Consider the following 20346-nt stretch of genomic DNA (forward strand, 5'->3'; position numbering starts at 1 on the left):
GTGTGAGTTTACGCGGTCGGCCGCAGTTGTCCGCGCGAGGAGTCGGTCACACGGGGAGCAGGTCCGCGATGGCGCGGCCGAGTTGAGTGGCGTTCCGGCACTCGAACATCTCGATGATCTCCGCGTACTCGACGGCCGCGGAGTCGCCGGTCCCCCAGTTCGCCCTGGCCTCCGGGTTGAGCCAGTACGCATGGCGGGCACGCTCGGTGAGCTCGGCCAGCGCGCGCAGGCGCGGGTCGTGATAGTTGTTGCGGGCGTCGCCGAGGATCAGCAACGCCCCGCGGTGGGTCAATGATTCGCCGTACTCGTCGACGAACCCTTTGAGCATGTTGCCGTAGTCGGAATGTCCGTCGCGGGTGCTGATCCGTGCCGTGGTGATCATCCGGTGCATGTTCGTCCCGAAGTCCTCGTCGTCGGCGCCGGTGTCGAAGAAGTCGGTCACCTCGTCCACGGTGTCCACGAAAGCGAACACGCGGACCTTCGAGAACTGTTGCCGCAGAGCGTATACGAGCCGCAACGTGAATTGCGAGAAGCCGGCGACCGAGCCGGACACGTCGCAGATGATGGTCAGTTCCGGACGGCCGGGGCGCGGTCTGCGGTGGCTGAGTTCGATGGGCACCCCGCCGGTCGACATGGACGCCCGCAAGGTCTTTCGCACATCCACGGCCCCGCGATGCGCACGGCGGCGCCGGATCTCGAGCTTCGAGGCCAGCAGCCGGGCCAAGGGCTGGATGGTACGTCGGATCTCGGCGAGGTCTTTCGCGCCGGCGGACAGGAAATTGATGTTCTCCGGCAGCTGCGGGATCGCGTAGTCGGCGACACGGTCCCGGCCCTTCGCGCCGGCCATACGACGTTGGGTCTCCGCCTCGATCGCGGCCCGGAGATCGGCCGAGCGCGCCCGGGCGGCGCGGCGGTACATCGGCTCGGTTCCCGGCCGGTCGCCGAGCCCGCCCTCATCGTCGCCACCCCCGGCCATGGCTGCGGCGATCTTGGCGATCAACGTCTGCGGGTTCACTTGGGACAGAGCCTGATACGCCGAGAACGCCTCACCGCGAGTGGATTCGTAGCGCCCGAGCTGATCGACGATGAGGGAGACCATCTGTGCGAGTCGGCCGTCGGCGTCGGCGGTTTCGTCGGCCAGCAGGTCGGCGATCATGTCCCGCACGGCGTCGACGTCGATCTCCCCGTCGGGTGTGCGCGGCAACTCGGTCGCGGTGGTCCGCGCCCCGGTCCCCAGTGGGAACCACAGGTCGAAGACGGTGTCGAAGACCTTGCGATGCATGTGATCGCTGATCAGGGTGGTGGCCAGACCTTCCCGCAGACTGCGCCGATCGATGAGGTCGAGTACCTCCACGGCCTGAGCGGCATCGATGAGCGACGACGGTCCGACGACGATTCCGCGGGCACGCAATTCGTCGACGAACCCGGTCAGATGCGCGATCAGCGGCACCTCGTCGGCATCGGGCGCGGTGGACATCAGCCCAACTTGAGTTCTTTGAGCGCCGTCTTCAGGTCTGGGCGATGCTTGAGGACCACACCGAGCGTGCGGGCGATGAGCCCGTCGTCGAGCTTGCCGGATGTGTCGCCGCCCGATTCTCCGGCGCCCAACGCGAGCAACGTGTTTGCCCAGTCGATGGTCTCGGCGACCGACGGCTTCTTACGGATGTCGAGCGTTCGCAGCACCCCGATCACCCGGACCAGTTCGGCGGCGAGGGCATCGGACAGTCCCGGCACCCGCGACGCGAGGATCTCGCGTTCGCGCGCGGCGTCGGGGAAGTCGATGTAGAGGTACAGACAGCGACGCTTCAGCGCCTCGGACAGGTCGCGAGTCGCGTTGGACGTCAGCAGCACCACCGGTCGTCGGGCGGCGGCGACCGTCCCCATCTCCGGGATGGTGACGGCGAAGTCGCTGAGTACCTCGAGCAGCAACCCCTCCATGTCGACGTCGGCCTTGTCCACCTCGTCGATGAGCAAGACCGTCGGCTCGGATCGGGAGATCGCCTTGAGCAATGGTCGCGGCAACAGGAACTCGTCGGAGAAGATGTCGGTCTTCGCCTCGTCCCAGTCGCGGTTTCCGGTGGCCTGGATGTGCAGGATCTGCTTGGCGTGGTTCCACTCGTAGAGTGCGCGCGCCTCGTCGATCCCCTCGTAGCACTGCAACCGGATCAGCTCGGCATCGGTCGCCTGCGAGATCGCACGTGCCAGTTCGGTTTTGCCCACACCTGCGGGGCCTTCGACGAGCAACGGCTTGCCCAGCCGATCGGCGAGGTAGGTCGACGTGGCCGTGGCGTCGTCGGCGAGATAGCCGGTGGCTCGCAGGCGCGAGACCACATCGGCGACATCGGAAAAGGACGGAACGGTCGTCGGCCCGCCGCCCGCGGCGGTCGTCGCGTCAGCCATCACGCCGGCCGGATGTGGCCGTCGCCCCAGACGATCCACTTGGTCGAGGTGAGTTCGGGAAGCCCCATCGGTCCACGGGCGTGCAGCTTCTGCGTGGAGATGCCGATCTCGGCACCGAAGCCGAACTGCTCGCCGTCGGTGAAGGCAGTCGACGCATTGACCATCACGGCGGCCGCGTCGACCCGGGACGTGAACTCCCGCGCTGCGGCGAGATCGGTCGTGACGATCGCCTCGGTGTGGCCGGTTCCGTACATGTCGATGTGAGCGACGGCGGCGTCGAGGTCGTCGACGACCTTCATCGCGATGTCCATCGACAGATACTCCTCGGCCCAATCCTGTTCGGTGGCCGGCTCCATGTCGGGTTCGTCGCCGTGGATGACGACGCCCTGCGATCGCAGCGCCTGGCTGATCTTCCCCATCGCATCGGCGGCGACCGCCTTGTCGATGAGCACGGTCTCGGCGGTGTTGCACACGCTGGGACGACGGGTCTTGGAGTTGAGGATGATGCGGGTCGCGACGTCGATGTCGGCGAGCGCATGCACGTAGACGTGGCAGTTGCCGGTGCCGGTCTCGATGGTCGGCACCGTCGCATTGGCCACCACGGCATTGATCAGGCCGGCACCACCGCGCGGGATCACCACGTCCACGAGGCCACGAGCCCGGATCAGGGCCGTGACACTGGAACGGTCCTCGCTGGGCAGCAGGGCCACCGCGTCGGCGTTGATGTTCTTCTCGCGCAGCACGTCACGCAGGATGCGGACCAGCTCGGCGTTGGAGTCGGCGGCCGACGACGATCCGCGGAGCAGGACGGCATTGCCCGACTTGAACGCGATGCCGAAAGCGTCGACGGTCACATTCGGCCGGGCTTCGTACACCATGCCGACAACGCCGAGCGGAACACGCACCTGCCGCAGCTCGAGTCCGTTCGGCAGCGTCTTGCCTGCCACGACGACACCGATCGGATCCGGCAGGACGGCCACCTGACGCAGCCCGTCGGCGATACCGGTCACCCGATCGGGGGTGAGGCGCAGCCGGTCGATCAGGTTGGCCTCCGTGCCGTCTGCCTCGGCCCGCGCGATGTCGGTGGCATTGGCCGCGAGCACGGACTCGCTGTTCGCCTCGATGGCCTCCGCGGCCGCGAGCAGCAGCTCGTTCTTCGCGGCGGTCGTCAGACCGCCGAGCGCGCGAGACGCGACCTTGGCAGCCTTGGCCAGACCCGTGACGACCTGTTCGACGTCGGTCGCCACCACGGCCGGTTCGGCGGTGGGTGCACTCATGAAATCCTCGACTTCGCCTGCGAAATTATGTCGTCCACCAGAGTAGCGGGGCGGCAGGCACCACCCCAACGCCGCCTGTTGCCCGGGTCACCACGGCCTGATACACTCGAACATGAGTTCGATAACCGATCTGATGAGCTCACCGGGGGGAACCATGGACTCGACCGACGATCTGCGATCACTCGTCGTGAAGCTTGCCGACCTGCCCTGCGGCACGTCGGAATCCGATTCGATGCAGCGCTTGACGATCCTCGAAGAGGTCAAATCCGCGTGCGCGGCAGCACAGGTCCGCGAGACCGCCCGTGTCGAGGAACTGCGGGCCACCGATGAAGAGATGCGCAACGTGCCCCTCCGACGGCGCGGTCGCGGGCTGTCCGCCGAGATCGGCATCGCGCGCAAGGTGTCGCCCCGTCGCGGCGGCCAGTTCCGTGGCTTCGCGCGGGCGCTCGCCCACGAGATGCCCCACACTCATGCGGCCCTCACCTCCGGACGGCTCACCGAATGGCGCGCGACGATCCTGGTCCGCGAGACCGCCTACCTCACACGCGAGACCCGGACCGAGATCGACCGCCGGATGTGCGCGAGCCCGTCGACGCTCGAGGGTGTGAGCGACAAGGAACTCGACGCATCCGTCAAGAAGCTCGCCTACGAGCTCGATCCGCACGCCGTGGTGGCCCGCTCGTCCGCGGCGACGAAAGATCGCCGGGTCGGCGTGCGGCCGGCACCGGATCTGATGACGAAACTGTCGGCGCTGCTGCCCCTGACCCAAGGTGTCGCGGTCTATGCCTCTCTCAAGGCGCACGCCGACTCGATTCTCGGCGCCGACGACCGGACGCATGCACAGATCATGGCCGACACACTGGTCGAACGGGTGACCGGTCAGGCGAACGCCGCGGCGGTTCCGGTCGCTGTCGATGTCGTGATCCCGGAGCGCACTCTGCTCACCGACAGTGACGAGGCGGCCGAGATACCCGGATTCGGGCCGATTCCCGGTCACCTGGCCCGGCGGATGATCGCGGACGGAACCGCAGACGACGCGGAGACCGTCTCGACCATCCGACGTCTGTATGCGCGGCCGCGCGATGGGACCCTCGTGTCGATGGACGCCCGATCGCGCGGCTTTCCCAAGGCACTGGCACATTTCGTCGCGAGACGCGATCGGCGATGTCGGACGCCGTACTGTGGCGGAACGGTCGCCGAGATCGATCATGCACGGCCACATCGACACGGTGGACCGACATCCGCCTCCAACGGGGACGGTTTGTGCCGTGCACACAATCTGGCGAAGGAGGCCGACGGCTGGCGCTTCACCGTGATCAAGGCGGCTGGAGGCCACACCGTCGAGATCAGTACGCCCACCGGCGGTGTCCTCATCTCCGCCGCTCCCCCGGCCGTCGGATTTCGAGCACCGACGGTCAGCATTGTCGAGACCCGATTGCATGCGCTGGTGAACGCCGCGTAGTTCCGCCGTTCAACACCGGCCCAACACTCGCGACAGAACGTCGCGCGACGCGGCGTCGAGGTCGAGATGATAGGCGGCCGTCACCGCCACGAATTGGATCGCGTACTGGCAGTGGAACGCCCGGTTGGGCGGCATCCATTGTGCCGGGCCCTGATCGGACTTCGTCAGGTTCGATGCCGCATCGACGGCCACGAGATTCGCGGGATCATTGGCGAGGTTCATGCGGGTCGTCGGTGGCCACGACCACGCACCCATGTCCCACGCGTACGAGAGTGGAACGATGTGATCGATCTGGACTGCGCCTGCGCGACGATCCCTGCGGAAGACGAGGAAGTCGCCGGTGTACGGACTACGGAACTCGCCGGAGATCACCGCCCGGGGGCACGACGCGATCGCCGCCCGGCGCGTGTCAGTGAGGTCACGGCCGAGCACATCGTTTCTCGTGTCACACCCGTTGCCACCGCCCGCCACCGCGACGGCGTCGGTCCACGGGGAACCGAACGCCTCGCGCCGATAGTCCGATCTCGATGATCGTTGTGCGACAACGGAGATACGCGAGAGGAGTGCAGTGGCGCGGTGAGCCTGGGCGGTCAGCGCCGGGTTCGACGGCCCAGGGCCCGACGACACCGTGCCGACCGCCACGACGACCGCGGTGCCCACGGACCCCATCAGGATCAACCACCACCGCCACGGCCACTGCGGTGCAGCTCGATTCATTGCGGACACTCGTTGTCCGGGATCGGCCATAGCGTCGTCGGTGACCGTCGATCTGGCCGCACCGCCTCAACCGAAGGAAGACCCGTGAACCTCGTCTCGATCCGCATCATCACCGACTCACTGCCGCATCTCGTTGAGTTCTACGAGCACGTCACCGCTTCCTCGGCGCGGTGGGCGACCACCGAATTCGCCGAGATCCTCACCCCTTCCGGAACCCTCGCGCTGGCAAGCGAACGGACGGTGGCGATGTTCGCCGACGGCTGTGCCGTCCCGAGGGCCAATCGGTCGGTGATCATCGAGTTCCGGGTCGGCGATGTCGATGCCGAGTATCAGCGGTTGGCGGGGAGGCTCGACGAGGTCGTCCAGGAACCGACGACGATGCCGTGGGGTAACCGCTCGCTGCTTTTCCGCGATCCCGACGGCAATCTGATCAATCTGTTCACCCCGGTCACCGCGCATGCCCTGGATCGACAGACCATCTGACCCGCCGCAGAGGTCACGACTTGTCCAGGTATTTGACCTTGTTGGGTACCAGGATCGCGTCGACGAGGTCGGCGAGGGGACGATGCTCGGCCAGCGGCAGATCCGCGACCACGATCTCCTCGGCGAACTCGCGTGCGTCCGCGATGACGTCGGCATCGTCCAGCAGGGACAGGAACCGCAGCGATGAGGTGCCGCCGGACTGCAGCGATCCGAGGACATCACCCTCCCTCCGCTGCTCCAGATCGACCCGAGCGAGTTCGAATCCATCATTGGACGCTTCGACCGCCCGCAACCGTTCCATCGCCTGCGAAATCGGCGGCGCCGAACTCATCAGCAGGCACAATCCGGGATGTTGACCACGGCCTACGCGACCACGCAGCTGGTGTAGCTGGCTCACCCCGAAACGTTCGGCGTCGACGATCACCATCATCGTGGCGTTCGGGACGTCGACACCGACCTCGATCACCGTCGTCGACACCACCAGGTCGATCTCGCCGCGACCGAACGCGTCCATCACGGCGTTCTTGTCGTCGGCGGGGAGCCGCCCGTGCAGCATCTCGATCCGGAATCCACCGAGGGGTCCCGCAAGCAGCTCTGCGTACTGATCGAGCACCGATGTGCTCTTCTGCGCCGGCCCCTCGTTCGCACTCGCACGTTTCGACTTCTTGTCGTCGGGGTCATCGCCGATCCGGGAGCAGACCACGTAGACCTGTCGACCGGCGCCGATCTCCTCCGCAGCACGCGCCCACACACGATCGACCCAGGCTGCGTTGCCCATCGGCACCACCGAGGTGCTGATCGGCTGTCGGCCGCGGGGCAGCTCGGTGAGGACCGACGTCTCCAGGTCACCGAACACGGTCATCGCGACGGTCCGTGGAATCGGTGTCGCCGTCATGACCAGGAAGTGCGGCATGAGGCCGTCTTTTCCTCGGGCCCGCAGTACATCTCGTTGCTCGACACCGAATCGGTGCTGTTCGTCGACGACGACCATGCCGAGGTCGAAGAAGGTCACGTTCTCCTCGAGGAGCGCGTGGGTGCCGATCACGATGCCCGCGGTACCGGTGACGACATCGAGAAGGGTCTGCCGCTTTCCGGCGGTCTTCATCGACCCCGTCAGCAGCACCACCTTCGTGGCGCCCTCGGCCGCGGACAGTTCACCCGCCTCGGACAGATCTCCCAGCATCGTCCGCATCGTCCGATAGTGCTGCGCGGCAAGCACTTCAGTAGGCGCGAGGATCGCGCACTGATGCCCGTTGTCGACCACGCGCAACATGGCCAGAAGGCTGACCAGGGTCTTACCGGACCCCACCTCACCCTGGAGAAGTCGGCTCATCGGCACGTCGCGGCCGAGTTCGTCCGCGATCTCGGCGACCACCGCCTGCTGTCCGTCGGTCAGGGTGAACGGCAGACGCGCCATCAGCCGGTCCTCCAGGCCACCGTCGACATGCGGGCAGATCGGCGCGTGCTCGGTTCGGCCCGCCACCCGCCGCTGGGCGAGGACGGTCTGGATGGCCAGCGCCTCGTCGAACTTCAGCCGGGCTCGCGCCGTGTCGATGTCGTCTTCGGTGTCCGGCAGGTGGATGCGGTGCAATGCGTCGTCGGTGGAGATCAGCTCGCGAGCGGAGCGTTGCTCGGGCGTCAGTGCGTCCGGGATCACCTCGTCGGCGGCGTCGAGGGCAGCCAGTACCCGGCGTACGGCACCCCAGATGTTCCAGGTCTGGATCTCCTTGGTGGACGGGTAGATCGGAACGATCGGGCGGTCCAGCCCCGCCTCGTCGACCCCGCCGGTGATCTCCGCCTCCACCGAGTACATCTCCGTCAGCATCGCCGATCCGACGACGCGGTCGACCTCGGGGTCGCCGTCGGGGAGCACCGCCCATTCCGGATGCGACAGCTGCACTTTGCCCTGAAAGGTCTTGACCTTCCCGGCCATCATGACGCGCGCGCCCGGCTTGAGGCGTTGCTGGATGAACCTGGCGTTGAAGAAGTTGGCCTCGTAGGAGTGGTTGCCGTCGGTCACGGTCACCTTGAGGAACTGACCGTGGCGCTTGCGCATCTGGATCATCCGTGCCGCGGTGATCCGGCCGACGATCGTCGCCCACTCGTCATCGACAGGTAGCTCGTCGTTGGACAGCTGACCTTGCCGGACATAGCGCCGCGGCGCATAGCGCAGCAGTTCGCCCACCGTCGCGACTCCGATGGATTCCAGCCGTGCGACGAGTTTCGGGTCGAGGACCACGTCGAGGCCGTCCGCCATCCGGAGCACTACTCGACTCCCACCTGCAGCAGCTGATCGGATTGGCCGGTCCGATACATCGCGAGCTCGACGCCGGCATAACTGCGACGCATCTGCTGACTCAGGGCCTCGAGCGCGGCGTCGTCGACGCCGGCCCCGGCCATCACGGTCACCAGTTCGCCACCGGTGGCCAGCATCAGGTCGACCAGTGCGGTGGCCGCGCCGGTCTGGTCCGGCGCGATGACCAGGACGTCGGAACCGATCAGCCCCAGTACGTCGCCGACCTCGCAGGTACCGGCCAGCGTCATGATCCGACTCGGGGCACGCACCAGCGATCCCCACCTGGTGCCGGCCGCGGCTTCGGCCATCGCATAGGTGTCCGGGTCCGGCGCCTCGCCCGGATCATGGACGGCCAGCGCCGAAAGACATTGCACCATCGACGATGTCGGCAGAAACACCACCGACCGCTGGGTCGAACGCGTGGCGGCGGTGACCGAGACGAGGTCCTGCGCGGACAGTTTGCCGTTCGCCATCACGACGACATGGGCGCTGTCGGTGGCACGGATCGCCTCGGTCAACGCCTCCGGCGTCAGCCCGTCGTCGGCGGACAGGACCGCGGCGCCGGCCTCGGCGAACAACTCTGCCGCACCGGCACCGGTCACCACGGCGACCACGGCACGTTTGTTCCGGGGTGGCGGTTCGGTGGTGTCGACCTGGGCGCGGATCGCGTCGAGCGCGAAACAACTGATCCGGATGTCGGAGAGCGGTCCGCGCACCACGCCTGCCTCGACCGCCTTGCCCGGATCGCTGGTGTGGACGTGAACCGAGAACCGTTCGCCGCCGGCGGAGCTGTCGCCGACGATCACCACCGAGTCCCCGATCTCGTTCAACGTCTCGCGCAGCGATCCGATCTGCTCCCCCGCCGCACCGTCCAGCAGATACATGACCTCGAAGTCCATGTCGCTGCCACCCGAGCAGGTGTCGTTCTCCTGGTGCCCCGGCCGCCCGCCGCCGATGAGAATGCCCCGGTAGCGGCGACGTCGTTGGGCGACCCCGGTCAGCACCGCCACCATCGCATCGGCGAGGGCGAGGAACCCCCGACCACCCGCGTCGACCACGCCGGCGTCGGCGAGTTCCGGCAGCTGTTCCGGAGTTCGTTCGAGCGCCTCCGCACAGTCGTCGGCGACCGCCCTGGCCAGGTCCCCGGCGGACTCGGTGACGTGGGCGGCAGCCGTCTCCGCGGCAATTCGGATGACGGTGAGCACGGTGCCCTCACGTGGCTCACTCACCGCGCGGACCGCGGCCAGCGACCCCAGCCGCAGGCCCGCCGCCCACAGCTGATTGAACGTCATGTGCGATTCGTCGGACATCAGCTCCGCCGCGTCCGATATACCGACCAACAGTTGCGACAGGATGATGCCGGAGTTGCCACGCGCCTGGGCCACCGCGCCATCGGCCATCGTCCGCGCGACCGTCCCGACGCCCGCGTCGTCCGGCAGGGTGTCGATCGCATCCATCGCGGCCTGCATGGTGAACAACATGTTGCTGCCCGTGTCGGAGTCGGGGATCGGGAAGACGTTCAGGTCGTTGATCTCGCCGCGCAGACTCTCGAGCCCGTCGACGGCGGCATGCGCCCAGTCCCGCAGGAGCTGCGGGTTCATCATCTTGATGAGACCGCCGTCGAACGCCGACTCCATGAAACCCCTCTACCGTGGACAATGGCGCAGGCCGGCGAAACCCTGAGCAGGCCGGCGCAGGCTGATCGCCAGTTGCGTTCGAGGTTACCCGGGCCATCGGACGGCACCGAGCCGACCGCCGCACGCCCACGAGAACGCCATGCTCTGTGGACCGATTTGGTCGGTCAGGACCGGTCCGGCTATTCTTGCAGGGTTGCCTTGCAGCTGTGCCCGTCGGTGCATCGTCACCGATCGCGGAACTGCGGGCAGAACACGACCACTTTCATCAACACAAGGGAGTTCGACGATGGCTGCCGTTTGCGATATCTGCGGCAAGGGACCGGGCTTCGGCAAGTCGGTTTCGCACTCGCACCGGCGCACGAACCGCCGGTGGAACCCGAACATTCAGTCGGTGCGCGTCGAGGTCGCGCCGGGGAACCGCAAGCGCAAGAACGTGTGCACCTCCTGCCTGAAGGCCGGTAAGACCGCGCGCGTCTGATCGTCGACGCGGCAGTTGCCGCTCACTGATCGACCGATCCTCACACGGAGCCCGATCTCCCGGACCGAGCAATCGCTCGCCCCGGGAGATCGGGTGTTTGTGCGTTCCGGCTAGAGTCTGCAGACCATGACCGCACAGCCTGACACCGAGCCGACCACAGCCCTCGTCACCGAGGACGGCGGCGTCCTGACGATCGCCGTCTCCACCGCCGCCGCGGGCACCTCGCTCGCGGATGACGCACTGACCGAGGGCGCGGCCGCGCTGCGCGAGGTCGCGCGTGGCGAGCGCCAGGTGGGAGCGATCCTTCTCGTGGGCCACGGCGCCAACTTCTGCGCCGGCGGAAACGTCCGGGCCTTCGCCTCGGCCGACCATCGCCCGACCTATCTGCGCGGTCTCGCCGACAACTTCCACGCGTTCGTCACTGCTCTCCACGAAGCCGATCGGCCGGTCGTCGCTGCGGTGAAGGGCTGGGCCGCCGGCGCCGGAATGAGCATCGTCCTACACGCCGACGTCGCGATCGGCGGCACGTCGACCAAGATGCGTCCGGCGTACCGGGGCATCGGTCTCTCGCCGGACGGCGGGATGACCTGGACGCTTCCTCGCGTCGTCGGTGCCGCACGCGCACGGCACATCATCCTCACCGACCAGGTCATCGGCGCCGAGCAGGCCCTCGCCTTGGGCATTCTGGCCGATGTCGTCGACGACGGTGAGGTCGAGTCCGCGGCTCGGTCGGCCGCCGAGAAGATCGCCTCGGGCCCGTGGCAGTCCGACGCGGCTACACGCTCGTTGCTGTCGCAGTCGGCGACCGTCTCACTGAGCGAGCAACTCCGTGCGGAGGCCCAATCGATCTCCGTGCTCTCCGCGTCACCTGAGGGCATCGAGGGTGTCGACGCGTTCGTCGGCAAGCGCAAGCCGGACTTCGGGTCTGTTCGCCGATAGCCGGCGCCACCCTTCGTGACGGCCCTCCGCAAGCTCCGGGCCTCCTCAGGAACCGGAGGGTGACTCCCCGACCAACGCCTCCACACACGCGAACACCCCCACGGCCACTGAGGAGCGAGCTTGCGCGCGTCACCCTTCGTGACGGCCCTCCGCAAGCTCCGGGCCTCCTCAGGGACCGGAAGATGACTCCGCCGACCAACCCCTCCACACCGCGAACACCCCCACGGACCCTGAGGAGCGAGCTTGCGAGCGCCGCCCCACGGACCCTGAGGAACGAGCTTGCGAACGTCACGAAGGGCCCAGGTCCGCCCTGGCTAGCCGGGCAGACGCCAGTCGACCGGGTCGCCGCCGAGTTCCTCGAGGGCCTCGTTGGCCCGGCTGAACGGTCGCGAGCCGAAGAATCCGCGACTGGCCGACAGCGGGGACGGATGGGCGGACTCGATCACCGGGACCTCCGGCAACCACTGCTTGAGTCCACCGGCGTCGCGACCCCACAGGATGGCGACGAGGGGCTCCGAATCGCGGGCGACGAGAGCCTTGATCGCGCATTCGGTGACCTGCTCCCAGCCCTTGCCTCGATGCGACGCCGGTTCACCGGGCGACACGGTGAGAACCCTGTTGAGCAGCAGGACACCGGAGTTGGCCCATGGGGTGAGGTCGCCGTTGGCGGGCATCGGGAAACCCAGGTCGTCGCAGTACTCGCGGTAGATGTTCGCCAGCGATCGAGGGATCGGTGAGACCTCCGGAGCCACCGAGAAACTCAGACCCACCGCGTGCCCGGGGGTGGGGTACGGGTCCTGGCCGACGATCAGCACGCGGACGTCGTCGAACGGGTGGGTGAACGCGCGCAGGACATTCTTGCCGGCCGGGAGGTAACCGCGGCCGGCGGCGTTCTCCTCGCGCAGGAACTGCCCCATCGAGGCGATGACCGGCTCGACCGGCGCCAGCGCCTGCGCCCAACCCGGATCGATCAGGTCCGCCACCGGTTTCGGTGACGGCGCCGCGCCGGCGTCCGGTGTGCTCACCCGATCCTCCGCAGCGCTTCTCGGAAGTACTTTCCGTTCTGGAAGTACATCTCGACGTTGAGGTCCACATGTCCTTCCGGGACCTCGTAGCCTTCGCGGACCTTGGCCGGCACCCCGAGCGCCATCCGACGTTCCGGCACGGTGAACTTGAACGGCACAACCGCGCCCGCGCCGACGATCGCGCCGGTGCCGATCGTCGACCCGTTGAGCACCACCGACCCGGATGCGATCAGACAGTGATCCCCGATCGTCGCGCCTTCGATGTGCGCGTTGTGACCGACGACGCATTCCTCCCCGATCACCGTGGCATCGATCGGGGTGCAATGGATGATCGTCCCGTCCTGGATGTTGGTCCGACGACCGATGGAGATCGTGCCGGAGTCCCCACGCAGGACTGCACCCGGCCACACCGAGACCCCGTCGGCGAGTGTCACATCGCCGATAACCGTGGCATCCGGGTGAATGTAGACGTCGTCACCGATCTTGGGTTCGCGGTCGCCGAGCGCATAGATAGCCATGCACCGAATCTAGGGCATGTCGTTCAGGAGCCGAACGACTGCCAGCCTCGTCGACTCCCGATCGGCCGACCGTCCACGAGCACCCCGGTCCCGTCGTGGACGTCCCCGATGCGTGTCCAGCCGGGCGGTATCGCCGCGGGCGGGAATGCCGCCAGCAGCTCGTGATCCTCCCCACCGGCGACGGTCCACTCGTCCAGATCCACCCCGAGCTGCGATGCCGCAGAACGCATGTCCGGCTCGACCGGGATGAGATGGCTCGCCACCTCGACCCGAACCCGCGACGCCGCCGCCACCGTGATCAACTCCTCGACGAGACCGTCGGAGATGTCGGTCATGGCGTGCGCACCGGCACGTGCCGCGGCCGGGCCCTGCCCGAGGTCGGGTTGCGGCAGCCGATGCGCGTCGACGAGCCTCGGGTACCGTTCGACCAATTCGGCCGTGCCCCGCCGTTCGGCGTCGAGTAGCAGTGCGAACCCGGCGGCACTGGCCCCCAGTGTGTGTCCGGTCACCGCCAGGACATCGCCGGGCCGCGCTCCGCTGACGACGATCGGGGTAGCGCCATCGAGTGCGCCCATCGTGGTGACCGTCAGCACCACCTGTTCGGCGGCCACCAGGTCACCGCCCAGTACACGTCCACCGAGGCGGTGTGTCGCCTCCACGATCCCCGCGTTGAGATCGAGGACGGTGGCGACCGTGGTATCCGTCGGACACGCGAGCGACACCACCACACCGGTGATCCGGCCGCCCATCGCGGCGATGTCGGCCGCGCTCTGCACCACCGCTCGTGCGCCGATGGTGTGCGCATCCGACCAGTCGAAGCGGAAATGCCGTCCCTGCACGGCGGTGTCCGTGCTGACGACCGTCGGCCCGGCCGTGTCGATCACCGCGGCATCGTCGCCCGAGCCGATCACGATGTCGTGCATGTGCTCTACCGGCCCGTCGAGGGGATCGATCGTCGCCGCAGCGCGCGTCAGTTCGGCGATGAGACGGCGCTCCCCGACCTCGCTCACCGTGCGTGCCCGATCGACCGGTTCCCCGGCATTTCCGACGGTCACGACATCTCCTCGATTTCCCTGAGTCGCGCTTGGATGGGGTTGTCAGCGACAATACTGTCACCGGGTCTACAGCCGGACTCCGGGCGCTGACGAGAGGATGGGCGTGGTTCAGGCATACATACTGATCCAGACCGAGGTCGGACGGGCCGCGTTGGCAGCGGCGACGATCGCGGAGATCTCCGGTGTCGCCACGTCCGAAGAGGTCAGTGGACCCTACGACGTCATCGTCCGTGTCGACGCCGCCGATGCGTCGCATCTCAACGAGAACGTCGTCCCCCAGATCCAGAAGGTGGACGGGATCACCCGGACACTCACCTGCCCGGTGGTGCAGACCCCGCACTGAGAGACTCCGCACCGAGCGGGGTCCGATCAGCCCGAAAACGGACCACTAGGGTGGTTGTCGTGAGCGACGACGAACACCACGATGGTTCACCTGCGGACGTGGACTCGCGGTATGGCACCGGCCCCCGTCTGAGCCCGGCTCTGATCGCGACACTGGTTGCCATCCCGGCCATGGTGATCGTCGGCTTCATCGTCTTCGCGGCCCTGCGCCCGGAGGAGACGACGCCGATCGAGTCATATGCGGCAGGTGAATCCGCGTCACCGGACTGTGCGAAGCTCATCGCCGCGCTGCCGCAGTCGTTCGAGGGTTTCGGCGACAAGCAGGTGGACGGCAGCACCGTGAGATGGCCGGCGGACGGCGATGGCGATGCGGTCACCCTGCGGTGCGGCATCTCCCGGCCGAGTGAACTCTCCCCGACGAGCAATCTCCAGGTGATCAATCCGGTGCAGTGGTTCATCACCGACACGGTCGAGGGCTCCGGACAGGCGTACGTGTGCGTCGATCACCGACCGTATGTGGCGATCTGGGTCCCGGCCAACGCCGGCAACGGTCCCATCACCGACGTCTCGGCCGTGATCGAGAAGACGCTGCCGCGCGGTCCGCTCGACTTCGGTTGACCACGAGCTGTCAGTCGTAGATCTCCGGCTTGGGCCGGCGGCCGAGCAGAGAGCTGACGGCATCGCTCACCGACATACCGGAATGACACACTCCGTGCACCGCTTCGGTGAGTGGCATCTCGACGTCGAACTTGTCGGCCAATGCCCGGACGGACGTACACGATTTGACGCCCTCGGCCACCTGGCCGTGGGTGGCCTCCTGCGCCTGCGCCATCGTGGCACCCTCACCGAGACGGGCGCCGAACGTCCGGTTGCGCGACAGCGGCGACGAACAGGTCGCCACCAGATCACCCACCCCGGCCAGGCCCGCCATCGTCTCGATCTGTGCTCCCACCGCCACACCGAGTCGGATCGTCTCGGCGAGACCGCGAGTGATGATCGTCGCCAAGGTGTTCTGGCCGAATCCCACACCGCTCGCCATCCCGCACGCGAGGGCGATGACGTTCTTCACCGCTCCACCGATCTCGCACCCGATCACGTCGGTGTTGGTGTAGGGCCGGAAGTATCCGGTGGCGAACGCGTGCTGCAATTCGACCGCCCGCTGCTCGTCGGGGCAGGCGATCACCGTGGCCGCGGGCTGCCCCTCGGCGATCTCACGCGCGAGGTTGGGCCCCGTCAGCACGGCCACCCGATCGGGAGACGCACCCGACACCTCCGCGATGACCTGACTCATCCGGAGCAGGGTGCTGGTCTCCACTCCCTTCGCCAGCGACACGAACGTCGCATCGGCGGCCACGTGTGGCGTCCAGTCGGTGAGATTGGCCCGCAACGACTGGGACGGGACCGCGCACACCACGACGTCGGCTCCCGAGATCGCCTCTGAAACTGAGCTCGTCGCGGCGAGCTCAGTGGGCAGGGTGATGCCCGGCAGGTAGTCGGCATTGGTGTGATCGGTGTTGATCCGTTCGGCCAGATCCGGCCGACGGGCCCAGATCGTCGTGTCGGTACCCGCGTCGACCAGTACCTTCCCGATCGCGGTCCCCCAGGAGCCCGCACCCATCACCACCGCACGCACGTCAACTCCTTCGCCAACCGCTCCTAGCCCCTTCACCCTAGTGCCTCGGCGGGTGCCACCACACCGAGGTGACGGATCTCCCCCGGCGGATCGCAGGGTGCGTCGCGGCGCCGCCCGGCGGGTCGGCATCATGGTCGGTATGGAGTCGACATCGTTCACCGGCCCGGGCGGCACCCGCCCCGGTGATGTCGCTGCGGTCCTCGCGGTGAAACGCCTCGACGAGGCGAAGTCGCGACTCGCGGCAACCCGTGGGCCCGGGCGCGACGTCCTGCACCGCGCACTCGTCCTCGGCATGATGTTGGACACGATCGAGGCCGTTCGCGGCGCGGGCGTCGACGATGTCATGGTGATCAGCCCCGACGACGACGTCCTGCGGACCGCCCGTGCGGCCGGGACGGTCGGCGTCCGGGAGGCGATCGATCAGTTCTCGACCGGCGCGGACCGGCTGAATCTGGCCTTCACGCACGCCACCGGGATCGTGCGCAACCGATGGCCGCACGCGCGAACCGTACTGCTCGTACAGGCCGACCTGCCCGCCGCGACCGCCCGGAGCCTGCGTGCTGTGCTCAACACCTCTGTCGGGCTTCGGCAGGCATTGCTCGCCGACCGCGACGGCACCGGGACCACCATGCTGGTACGTGACGTCGACATCACCGAGCCGCCGCGGTTCGGCCCGGATTCGGCTGCGGCCCACCGATTGGCCGGGGCCGTCGAACTCGATCCGTCCCACGAACGCTGGCCCGACCTGCGGACCGACGTCGACACCGCTGCCGACCTGGACGCGGCGCGCTCACTGGGTCTCGGCCATCACACGGATGCCGCGCTGCGCGGACATCCATCGGCATCCGGCCTGTCGCCGCAGACCGAACACCTCCGGGTCACCCCCGATGCGTCATGATTGAAGGGTGAGCCCTGCCGACGACATCGCAACCCAGCCGGTCACAGCCATCCCCGGCGCACCGCCGGCGGCGACGCTGCTGCCCGACGAGTCAGCCGACCTGCCCGACGACCGCTATCTCAATCGTGAACTGAGCTGGCTGGACTTCAATTCCCGTGTCCTCGCGCTCGCAGAGGACACGTCGATGCCCCTACTCGAGCGCGCGAAGTTCCTGGCAATCTTCGCCTCCAACCTGGACGAGTTCTTCATGGTGCGCGTCGCCGGCCTGAAACGTCGCGACGAGACCGGACTCTCGGTGCGATCGGCCGACGGCCTGTCCCCGCGCGAACAGTTGCGGCGGATCGCCGCACGAACCCAGACCATCGCCGACCGGCACGCCCGTGTGTTCCTCGATTCGGTCAACCCTGCTCTGGCCGAGAACGACATCCACATCGTCACCTGGGCCGAACTGTCGGAAGAACAGAAGGCACGTCTCGTCGACTATTTCCACGAGGACGTGTTCCCGGTGCTGACGCCACTGGCCGTCGATCCTGCGCACCCGTTCCCGTACATCAGCGGTCTGTCGCTGAATCTGGCGGTGACCGTCAAGGACGCAGCCGAAGGCGGCGAGCACTTCGCCCGGGTCAAGGTGCCCGACAACGTGAATCGGTTCGTACCGGTCGACGATCTGATGCGTCGGTCGGATGCGTCCAAGAAAGACGAACGTCGGACGACACTCCTCCCGCTCGAGACGTTGATCGCAGCGAACCTCGAGCATCTCTTCCCGGGCATGGAAATCGTTGAGCATCACGCCTTCCGGATCACCCGTAACGCGGACTTCGAGGTCGAGGAGGATCGCGACGAGGACCTGCTGCAGGCGCTCGAACGCGAACTCGCCCGCCGCCGCTTCGGCTCGCCGGTGCGCCTCGAGGTCGCCGACGACATGACCGAACACATGCTCGAACTCCTCCTGCGGGAGCTCGACGTGAACCCCCACGACGTCATCCAGGTACCCGGACTACTCGATCTGTCATGCCTTTTCGAGGTGAACGGACTCGATCGGCCACAGCTCAAGGACCGCCCGTTCGTCCCGGCCACCCACCCGGCCTTCGGCGAGCGCGAGACACCCAAGAGCGTGTTCTCCACGCTGCGGGAGGGTGACGTGCTCGTCCACCATCCCTATGACTCGTTCTCCACCAGCGTGCAGCGGTTCATCGAACAGGCGGCGGCGGACCCGCAGGTACTGGCGATCAAGCAGACGCTGTATCGCACCTCCGGCGATTCACCGATCGTCAACGCCCTCATCGACGCTGCCGAGGCCGGCAAGCAGGTCGTCGCGCTCGTGGAGATCAAGGCCCGCTTCGACGAGCAGGCGAACATCAAGTGGGCCAGGCAGCTCGAGCAGGCGGGCGTACACGTCGTCTACGGCCTCGTCGGACTGAAGACCCACTGCAAGACATGTCTGGTGGTGCGTCGGGAGGGATCCGCGATCCGGCGCTACTGCCACATCGGCACCGGCAACTACAACCCCAAGACCGCACGGCTCTACGAGGACGTGGGCCTGTTCACCGCGGCCCCCGACATCGGCGCGGACCTGACGGACCTGTTCAACACGCTCACCGGGTATTCACGCAAACAGGAATACCGCAACATCCTGGTGGCGCCACACGGAATCCGGTCCGGGATCATCGACCGCGTCAACATCGAGATCGACCGCTTCCTCCACGGCGACACCCGGGCACGCATCCAGCTCAAGGCCAACGCGCTCGTGGATGAGCAGGTGATCGATGCGCTGTATCGGGCGTCGCAGAGCGGTGTTCCGGTCGAGATCGTCGTGCGTGGAATCTGCGCACTCCGACCGGGAATGGACGGGGTCAGCGACAACATCGTCGTCCGATCGATCCTGGGTCAGTTCCTCGAACATTCGCGAGTCCTCTATTTCGGCGCCCAGGACGAGTATTGGATCGGCAGCGCCGACATGATGCACCGCAACCTCGATCGCCGGGTCGAGGTGATGGTCCAGGTGCGCGACGCGCGCCTCACCAAGGAGCTCGAGGACGTGTTCGCCTCGGCACTCGATCCGCGGACCCGCTGCTGGATCCTGCAATCCGACGGCAGCTGGTCGGCGTCGCCGGCCGAGGGAGAAGAGGTCCGCGATCATCAGCGGCAGATGATCCGACGCAATCGCCGGCGACCGGACCCGAGCTCGTAAACCTTCTGGCAACCTCCGACCCTTAGGATTCGCTTCGATGTCGAAGACAACGAAGACGGTATGGGCCGCCGGTGGCGTCCTCTGGCGCCCGACCCTCGACGGCGATGTCGAGGTCGGCGTCGTCCACCGGCCCGGGTACGACGACTGGACGCTGCCCAAGGGCAAGATCGACAACGGGGAGACGCTGGTCTCCACGGCCGTTCGGGAGATCCACGAGGAGACCGGCCACCGAACACGCCTCGGCCGACACCTGCTCGACGTCGGCTATGACCTTCCCAGCGGTCATCGCAAGCGTGTGCGTTATTGGTCGGCGCGATCTCTGGGAGGCGACTTCACCCCGAATCACGAGGTGGACGAACTCCGGTGGCTCGACATCCCTTCGGCTGCCACGAAACTGAGCTATCGCCTCGACCGCAGGATACTGAAGGAATTCCAGCGGCTACCGGCCGACGCACACACGATGCTGCTGGTGCGTCACGCTCGCGCCGGACAACGGTCCCGATACAAGGGCGACGACAGATTGCGCCCCTTGGACCGATTGGGCCGTCAGCAGGCTCGAGAACTCGCCAAGCTCCTCTCGAGTTTCGGAGCCGAACGCTTGCACAGCGCCGATCGCGTGCGGTGCGAGCAGACCCTCGCACCGGCGGCCGACAGCCTGGGGGTGGGTATCGTGCCCGAACCTGACTTGTCGGAGGAGGCGTACCGGAAGGACCCCGACGCCGCCCACCAGCGCGTCCGCGACATCGCGGCCGACACCTCGGCGATCCATGCCGTGTGCAGCCAGGGCAAGGTCATCCCGCCGTTGATGCGGTGGTGGGCCGATCTCGACGGGATCGCGCTGCCCGCCAAACGCAATCGGAAGGGCAGTGTCTGGGTGCTCTCGACCGTGCAGGGCCGCCTGGTCGCCGCCGACCACATCGACAGCCCGTTGCCGCACACCGACTACGAGGACGTCTGAGAGACCACCCCCGGATACACGTCGACCCCCGACGGGG

19 protein-coding genes are annotated in these 20346 nt (G+C 67.3%); 9 read left to right on the forward strand and 10 right to left on the reverse strand.

The genetic code is table 11. From position 1 onward, the window contains the following. Nucleotides 1-46 precede the first annotated feature (46 nt). The 3 genes from AC4AMJ_RS11075 to AC4AMJ_RS11085 are packed head-to-tail and all read right to left on the reverse strand — an operon-like array spanning nucleotide 47 to nucleotide 3677. Nucleotides 47-1477 carry a vWA domain-containing protein gene (locus tag AC4AMJ_RS11075; RefSeq protein ID WP_489918055.1) on the reverse strand — a complete coding sequence of 477 codons (1431 nt, stop codon included), beginning with the start codon at nucleotides 1475-1477 and terminating at the stop codon, nucleotides 47-49. Further along, a complete protein-coding gene (locus AC4AMJ_RS11080) occupies nucleotides 1477-2400 on the reverse strand; it encodes an AAA family ATPase (protein ID WP_489896291.1) in 924 nt (307 codons plus the stop codon). The genes AC4AMJ_RS11075 and AC4AMJ_RS11080 overlap by 1 nt, the downstream gene beginning before the upstream one ends. Further along, complete coding sequence (locus AC4AMJ_RS11085) at nucleotides 2400-3677, reverse strand: glutamate-5-semialdehyde dehydrogenase (RefSeq protein WP_489896292.1); 1278 nt, start codon at nucleotides 3675-3677, stop codon at nucleotides 2400-2402. The genes AC4AMJ_RS11080 and AC4AMJ_RS11085 overlap by 1 nt, the downstream gene beginning before the upstream one ends. Nucleotides 3678-3789: 112 nt before the next feature. Between AC4AMJ_RS11085 and AC4AMJ_RS11090 the strand changes: the two genes are divergently transcribed. Beyond that, the gene (locus AC4AMJ_RS11090) at nucleotides 3790-5139 is read left to right on the forward strand and encodes an HNH endonuclease (RefSeq protein WP_489918056.1); all 1350 of its coding nucleotides are present in this window, start codon (nucleotides 3790-3792) and stop codon (nucleotides 5137-5139) included. A gap of 9 nt (nucleotides 5140-5148) precedes the next feature. Here the strand turns inward: AC4AMJ_RS11090 and AC4AMJ_RS11095 are convergent, their stop codons facing one another. Continuing rightward, nucleotides 5149-5856, reverse strand: a complete 708-nt coding sequence (locus AC4AMJ_RS11095) for an HNH endonuclease family protein (protein ID WP_489918057.1) — start codon at nucleotides 5854-5856, stop codon at nucleotides 5149-5151. 84 nt (nucleotides 5857-5940) lie between these two features. On the opposite strand from AC4AMJ_RS11095, the gene AC4AMJ_RS11100 reads away from it, so the two are divergent. After that, entirely contained in the window at nucleotides 5941-6339 is a 399-nt protein-coding gene (locus tag AC4AMJ_RS11100; protein ID WP_489918058.1) for a VOC family protein, read from the forward strand. 13 nt (nucleotides 6340-6352) lie between these two features. On the opposite strand, the gene recG is transcribed toward AC4AMJ_RS11100, so the two are convergent. Both recG and AC4AMJ_RS11110 read right to left on the reverse strand, forming a co-directional pair. Beyond that, nucleotides 6353-8596: an ATP-dependent DNA helicase RecG gene (gene recG / locus AC4AMJ_RS11105; protein WP_489896296.1), complete on the reverse strand. Its 2244-nt coding sequence runs from the start codon at nucleotides 8594-8596 to the stop codon at nucleotides 6353-6355. A gap of 8 nt (nucleotides 8597-8604) precedes the next feature. Further along, entirely contained in the window at nucleotides 8605-10272 is a 1668-nt protein-coding gene (locus AC4AMJ_RS11110; protein ID WP_489896297.1) for a DAK2 domain-containing protein, read from the reverse strand. A 286-nt stretch (nucleotides 10273-10558) separates the two neighbouring features. Between AC4AMJ_RS11110 and rpmB the strand changes: the two genes are divergently transcribed. Then, complete coding sequence (rpmB, locus tag AC4AMJ_RS11115) at nucleotides 10559-10750, forward strand: 50S ribosomal protein L28 (protein ID WP_124706538.1); 192 nt, start codon at nucleotides 10559-10561, stop codon at nucleotides 10748-10750. A 126-nt stretch (nucleotides 10751-10876) separates the two neighbouring features. After that, nucleotides 10877-11689, forward strand: coding sequence for an enoyl-CoA hydratase/isomerase family protein (locus tag AC4AMJ_RS11120; RefSeq protein ID WP_489896298.1), 813 nt, complete (start codon nucleotides 10877-10879; stop codon nucleotides 11687-11689). A gap of 314 nt (nucleotides 11690-12003) precedes the next feature. Here the strand turns inward: AC4AMJ_RS11120 and AC4AMJ_RS11125 are convergent, their stop codons facing one another. Genes AC4AMJ_RS11125 through AC4AMJ_RS11135 form a run of 3 tightly spaced genes read right to left on the reverse strand, consistent with a single transcriptional unit; the run spans nucleotide 12004 to nucleotide 14287 of the window. Continuing rightward, nucleotides 12004-12714 (reverse strand): uracil-DNA glycosylase, encoded by a 711-nt coding sequence (locus AC4AMJ_RS11125; protein ID WP_489896299.1) that lies wholly within the window; start codon nucleotides 12712-12714, stop codon nucleotides 12004-12006. Further along, on the reverse strand, nucleotides 12711-13232 hold the full coding sequence (locus AC4AMJ_RS11130) for a gamma carbonic anhydrase family protein (protein WP_489896300.1): 522 nt from the start codon (nucleotides 13230-13232) through the stop codon (nucleotides 12711-12713). The genes AC4AMJ_RS11125 and AC4AMJ_RS11130 overlap by 4 nt, the downstream gene beginning before the upstream one ends. A 23-nt stretch (nucleotides 13233-13255) precedes the next feature. Then, entirely contained in the window at nucleotides 13256-14287 is a 1032-nt protein-coding gene (locus AC4AMJ_RS11135) for a thiamine-phosphate kinase (RefSeq protein WP_489918059.1), read from the reverse strand. 97 nt (nucleotides 14288-14384) lie between these two features. Between AC4AMJ_RS11135 and AC4AMJ_RS11140 the strand changes: the two genes are divergently transcribed. Together AC4AMJ_RS11140 and AC4AMJ_RS11145 are read left to right on the forward strand one after the other, a co-directional pair. Continuing rightward, nucleotides 14385-14630, forward strand: coding sequence for an Lrp/AsnC ligand binding domain-containing protein (locus AC4AMJ_RS11140; RefSeq protein ID WP_489896302.1), 246 nt, complete (start codon nucleotides 14385-14387; stop codon nucleotides 14628-14630). A 59-nt stretch (nucleotides 14631-14689) separates the two neighbouring features. Then, nucleotides 14690-15247 carry a DUF3515 domain-containing protein gene (locus AC4AMJ_RS11145; protein ID WP_489896303.1) on the forward strand — a complete coding sequence of 186 codons (558 nt, stop codon included), beginning with the start codon at nucleotides 14690-14692 and terminating at the stop codon, nucleotides 15245-15247. A 10-nt stretch (nucleotides 15248-15257) separates the two neighbouring features. Here AC4AMJ_RS11145 and AC4AMJ_RS11150 read toward each other — a convergent pair whose 3' ends face one another. Further along, entirely contained in the window at nucleotides 15258-16262 is a 1005-nt protein-coding gene (locus AC4AMJ_RS11150; RefSeq protein WP_489918060.1) for an NAD(P)H-dependent glycerol-3-phosphate dehydrogenase, read from the reverse strand. Between the two features lie 97 nt (nucleotides 16263-16359). Between AC4AMJ_RS11150 and cofC the strand changes: the two genes are divergently transcribed. The 3 genes from cofC to AC4AMJ_RS11165 are packed head-to-tail and all read left to right on the forward strand — an operon-like array spanning nucleotide 16360 to nucleotide 20309. Further along, a complete protein-coding gene (cofC, locus tag AC4AMJ_RS11155; RefSeq protein ID WP_489896305.1) occupies nucleotides 16360-17160 on the forward strand; it encodes a 2-phospho-L-lactate guanylyltransferase in 801 nt (266 codons plus the stop codon). A 7-nt stretch (nucleotides 17161-17167) separates the two neighbouring features. Continuing rightward, nucleotides 17168-19351 (forward strand): RNA degradosome polyphosphate kinase, encoded by a 2184-nt coding sequence (locus AC4AMJ_RS11160; RefSeq protein WP_489896306.1) that lies wholly within the window; start codon nucleotides 17168-17170, stop codon nucleotides 19349-19351. A gap of 37 nt (nucleotides 19352-19388) precedes the next feature. Then, nucleotides 19389-20309: an NUDIX hydrolase gene (locus tag AC4AMJ_RS11165; protein ID WP_489896307.1), complete on the forward strand. Its 921-nt coding sequence runs from the start codon at nucleotides 19389-19391 to the stop codon at nucleotides 20307-20309. The last annotated feature ends 37 nt before the right edge of the window (nucleotides 20310-20346 follow it).

The sequence above is a fragment of the Gordonia sp. LMA484 genome (assembly GCF_058129505.1).

Excerpts from the sequence above, each read along its gene's own strand:
- AC4AMJ_RS11075 (WP_489918055.1), bottom strand. The coding sequence starts at position 1,477 with ATGTCCACCGCGCCCGATGCCGACGAGGTGCCGCTGATCGCGCATCTG.
- AC4AMJ_RS11080 (WP_489896291.1), bottom strand. The coding sequence starts at position 2,400 with ATGGCTGACGCGACGACCGCCGCGGGCGGCGGGCCGACGACCGTTCCG.
- AC4AMJ_RS11085 (WP_489896292.1), bottom strand. The coding sequence starts at position 3,677 with ATGAGTGCACCCACCGCCGAACCGGCCGTGGTGGCGACCGACGTCGAA.
- AC4AMJ_RS11090 (WP_489918056.1), top strand. The coding sequence starts at position 3,790 with ATGAGTTCGATAACCGATCTGATGAGCTCACCGGGGGGAACCATGGAC.
- AC4AMJ_RS11095 (WP_489918057.1), bottom strand. The coding sequence starts at position 5,856 with ATGAATCGAGCTGCACCGCAGTGGCCGTGGCGGTGGTGGTTGATCCTG.
- recG (WP_489896296.1), bottom strand. The coding sequence starts at position 8,596 with ATGGCGGACGGCCTCGACGTGGTCCTCGACCCGAAACTCGTCGCACGG.
- AC4AMJ_RS11110 (WP_489896297.1), bottom strand. The coding sequence starts at position 10,272 with ATGGAGTCGGCGTTCGACGGCGGTCTCATCAAGATGATGAACCCGCAG.
- rpmB (WP_124706538.1), top strand. The coding sequence starts at position 10,559 with ATGGCTGCCGTTTGCGATATCTGCGGCAAGGGACCGGGCTTCGGCAAG.
- AC4AMJ_RS11120 (WP_489896298.1), top strand. The coding sequence starts at position 10,877 with ATGACCGCACAGCCTGACACCGAGCCGACCACAGCCCTCGTCACCGAG.
- AC4AMJ_RS11130 (WP_489896300.1), bottom strand. The coding sequence starts at position 13,232 with ATGGCTATCTATGCGCTCGGCGACCGCGAACCCAAGATCGGTGACGAC.
- AC4AMJ_RS11140 (WP_489896302.1), top strand. The coding sequence starts at position 14,385 with ATGGGCGTGGTTCAGGCATACATACTGATCCAGACCGAGGTCGGACGG.
- AC4AMJ_RS11165 (WP_489896307.1), top strand. The coding sequence starts at position 19,389 with ATGTCGAAGACAACGAAGACGGTATGGGCCGCCGGTGGCGTCCTCTGG.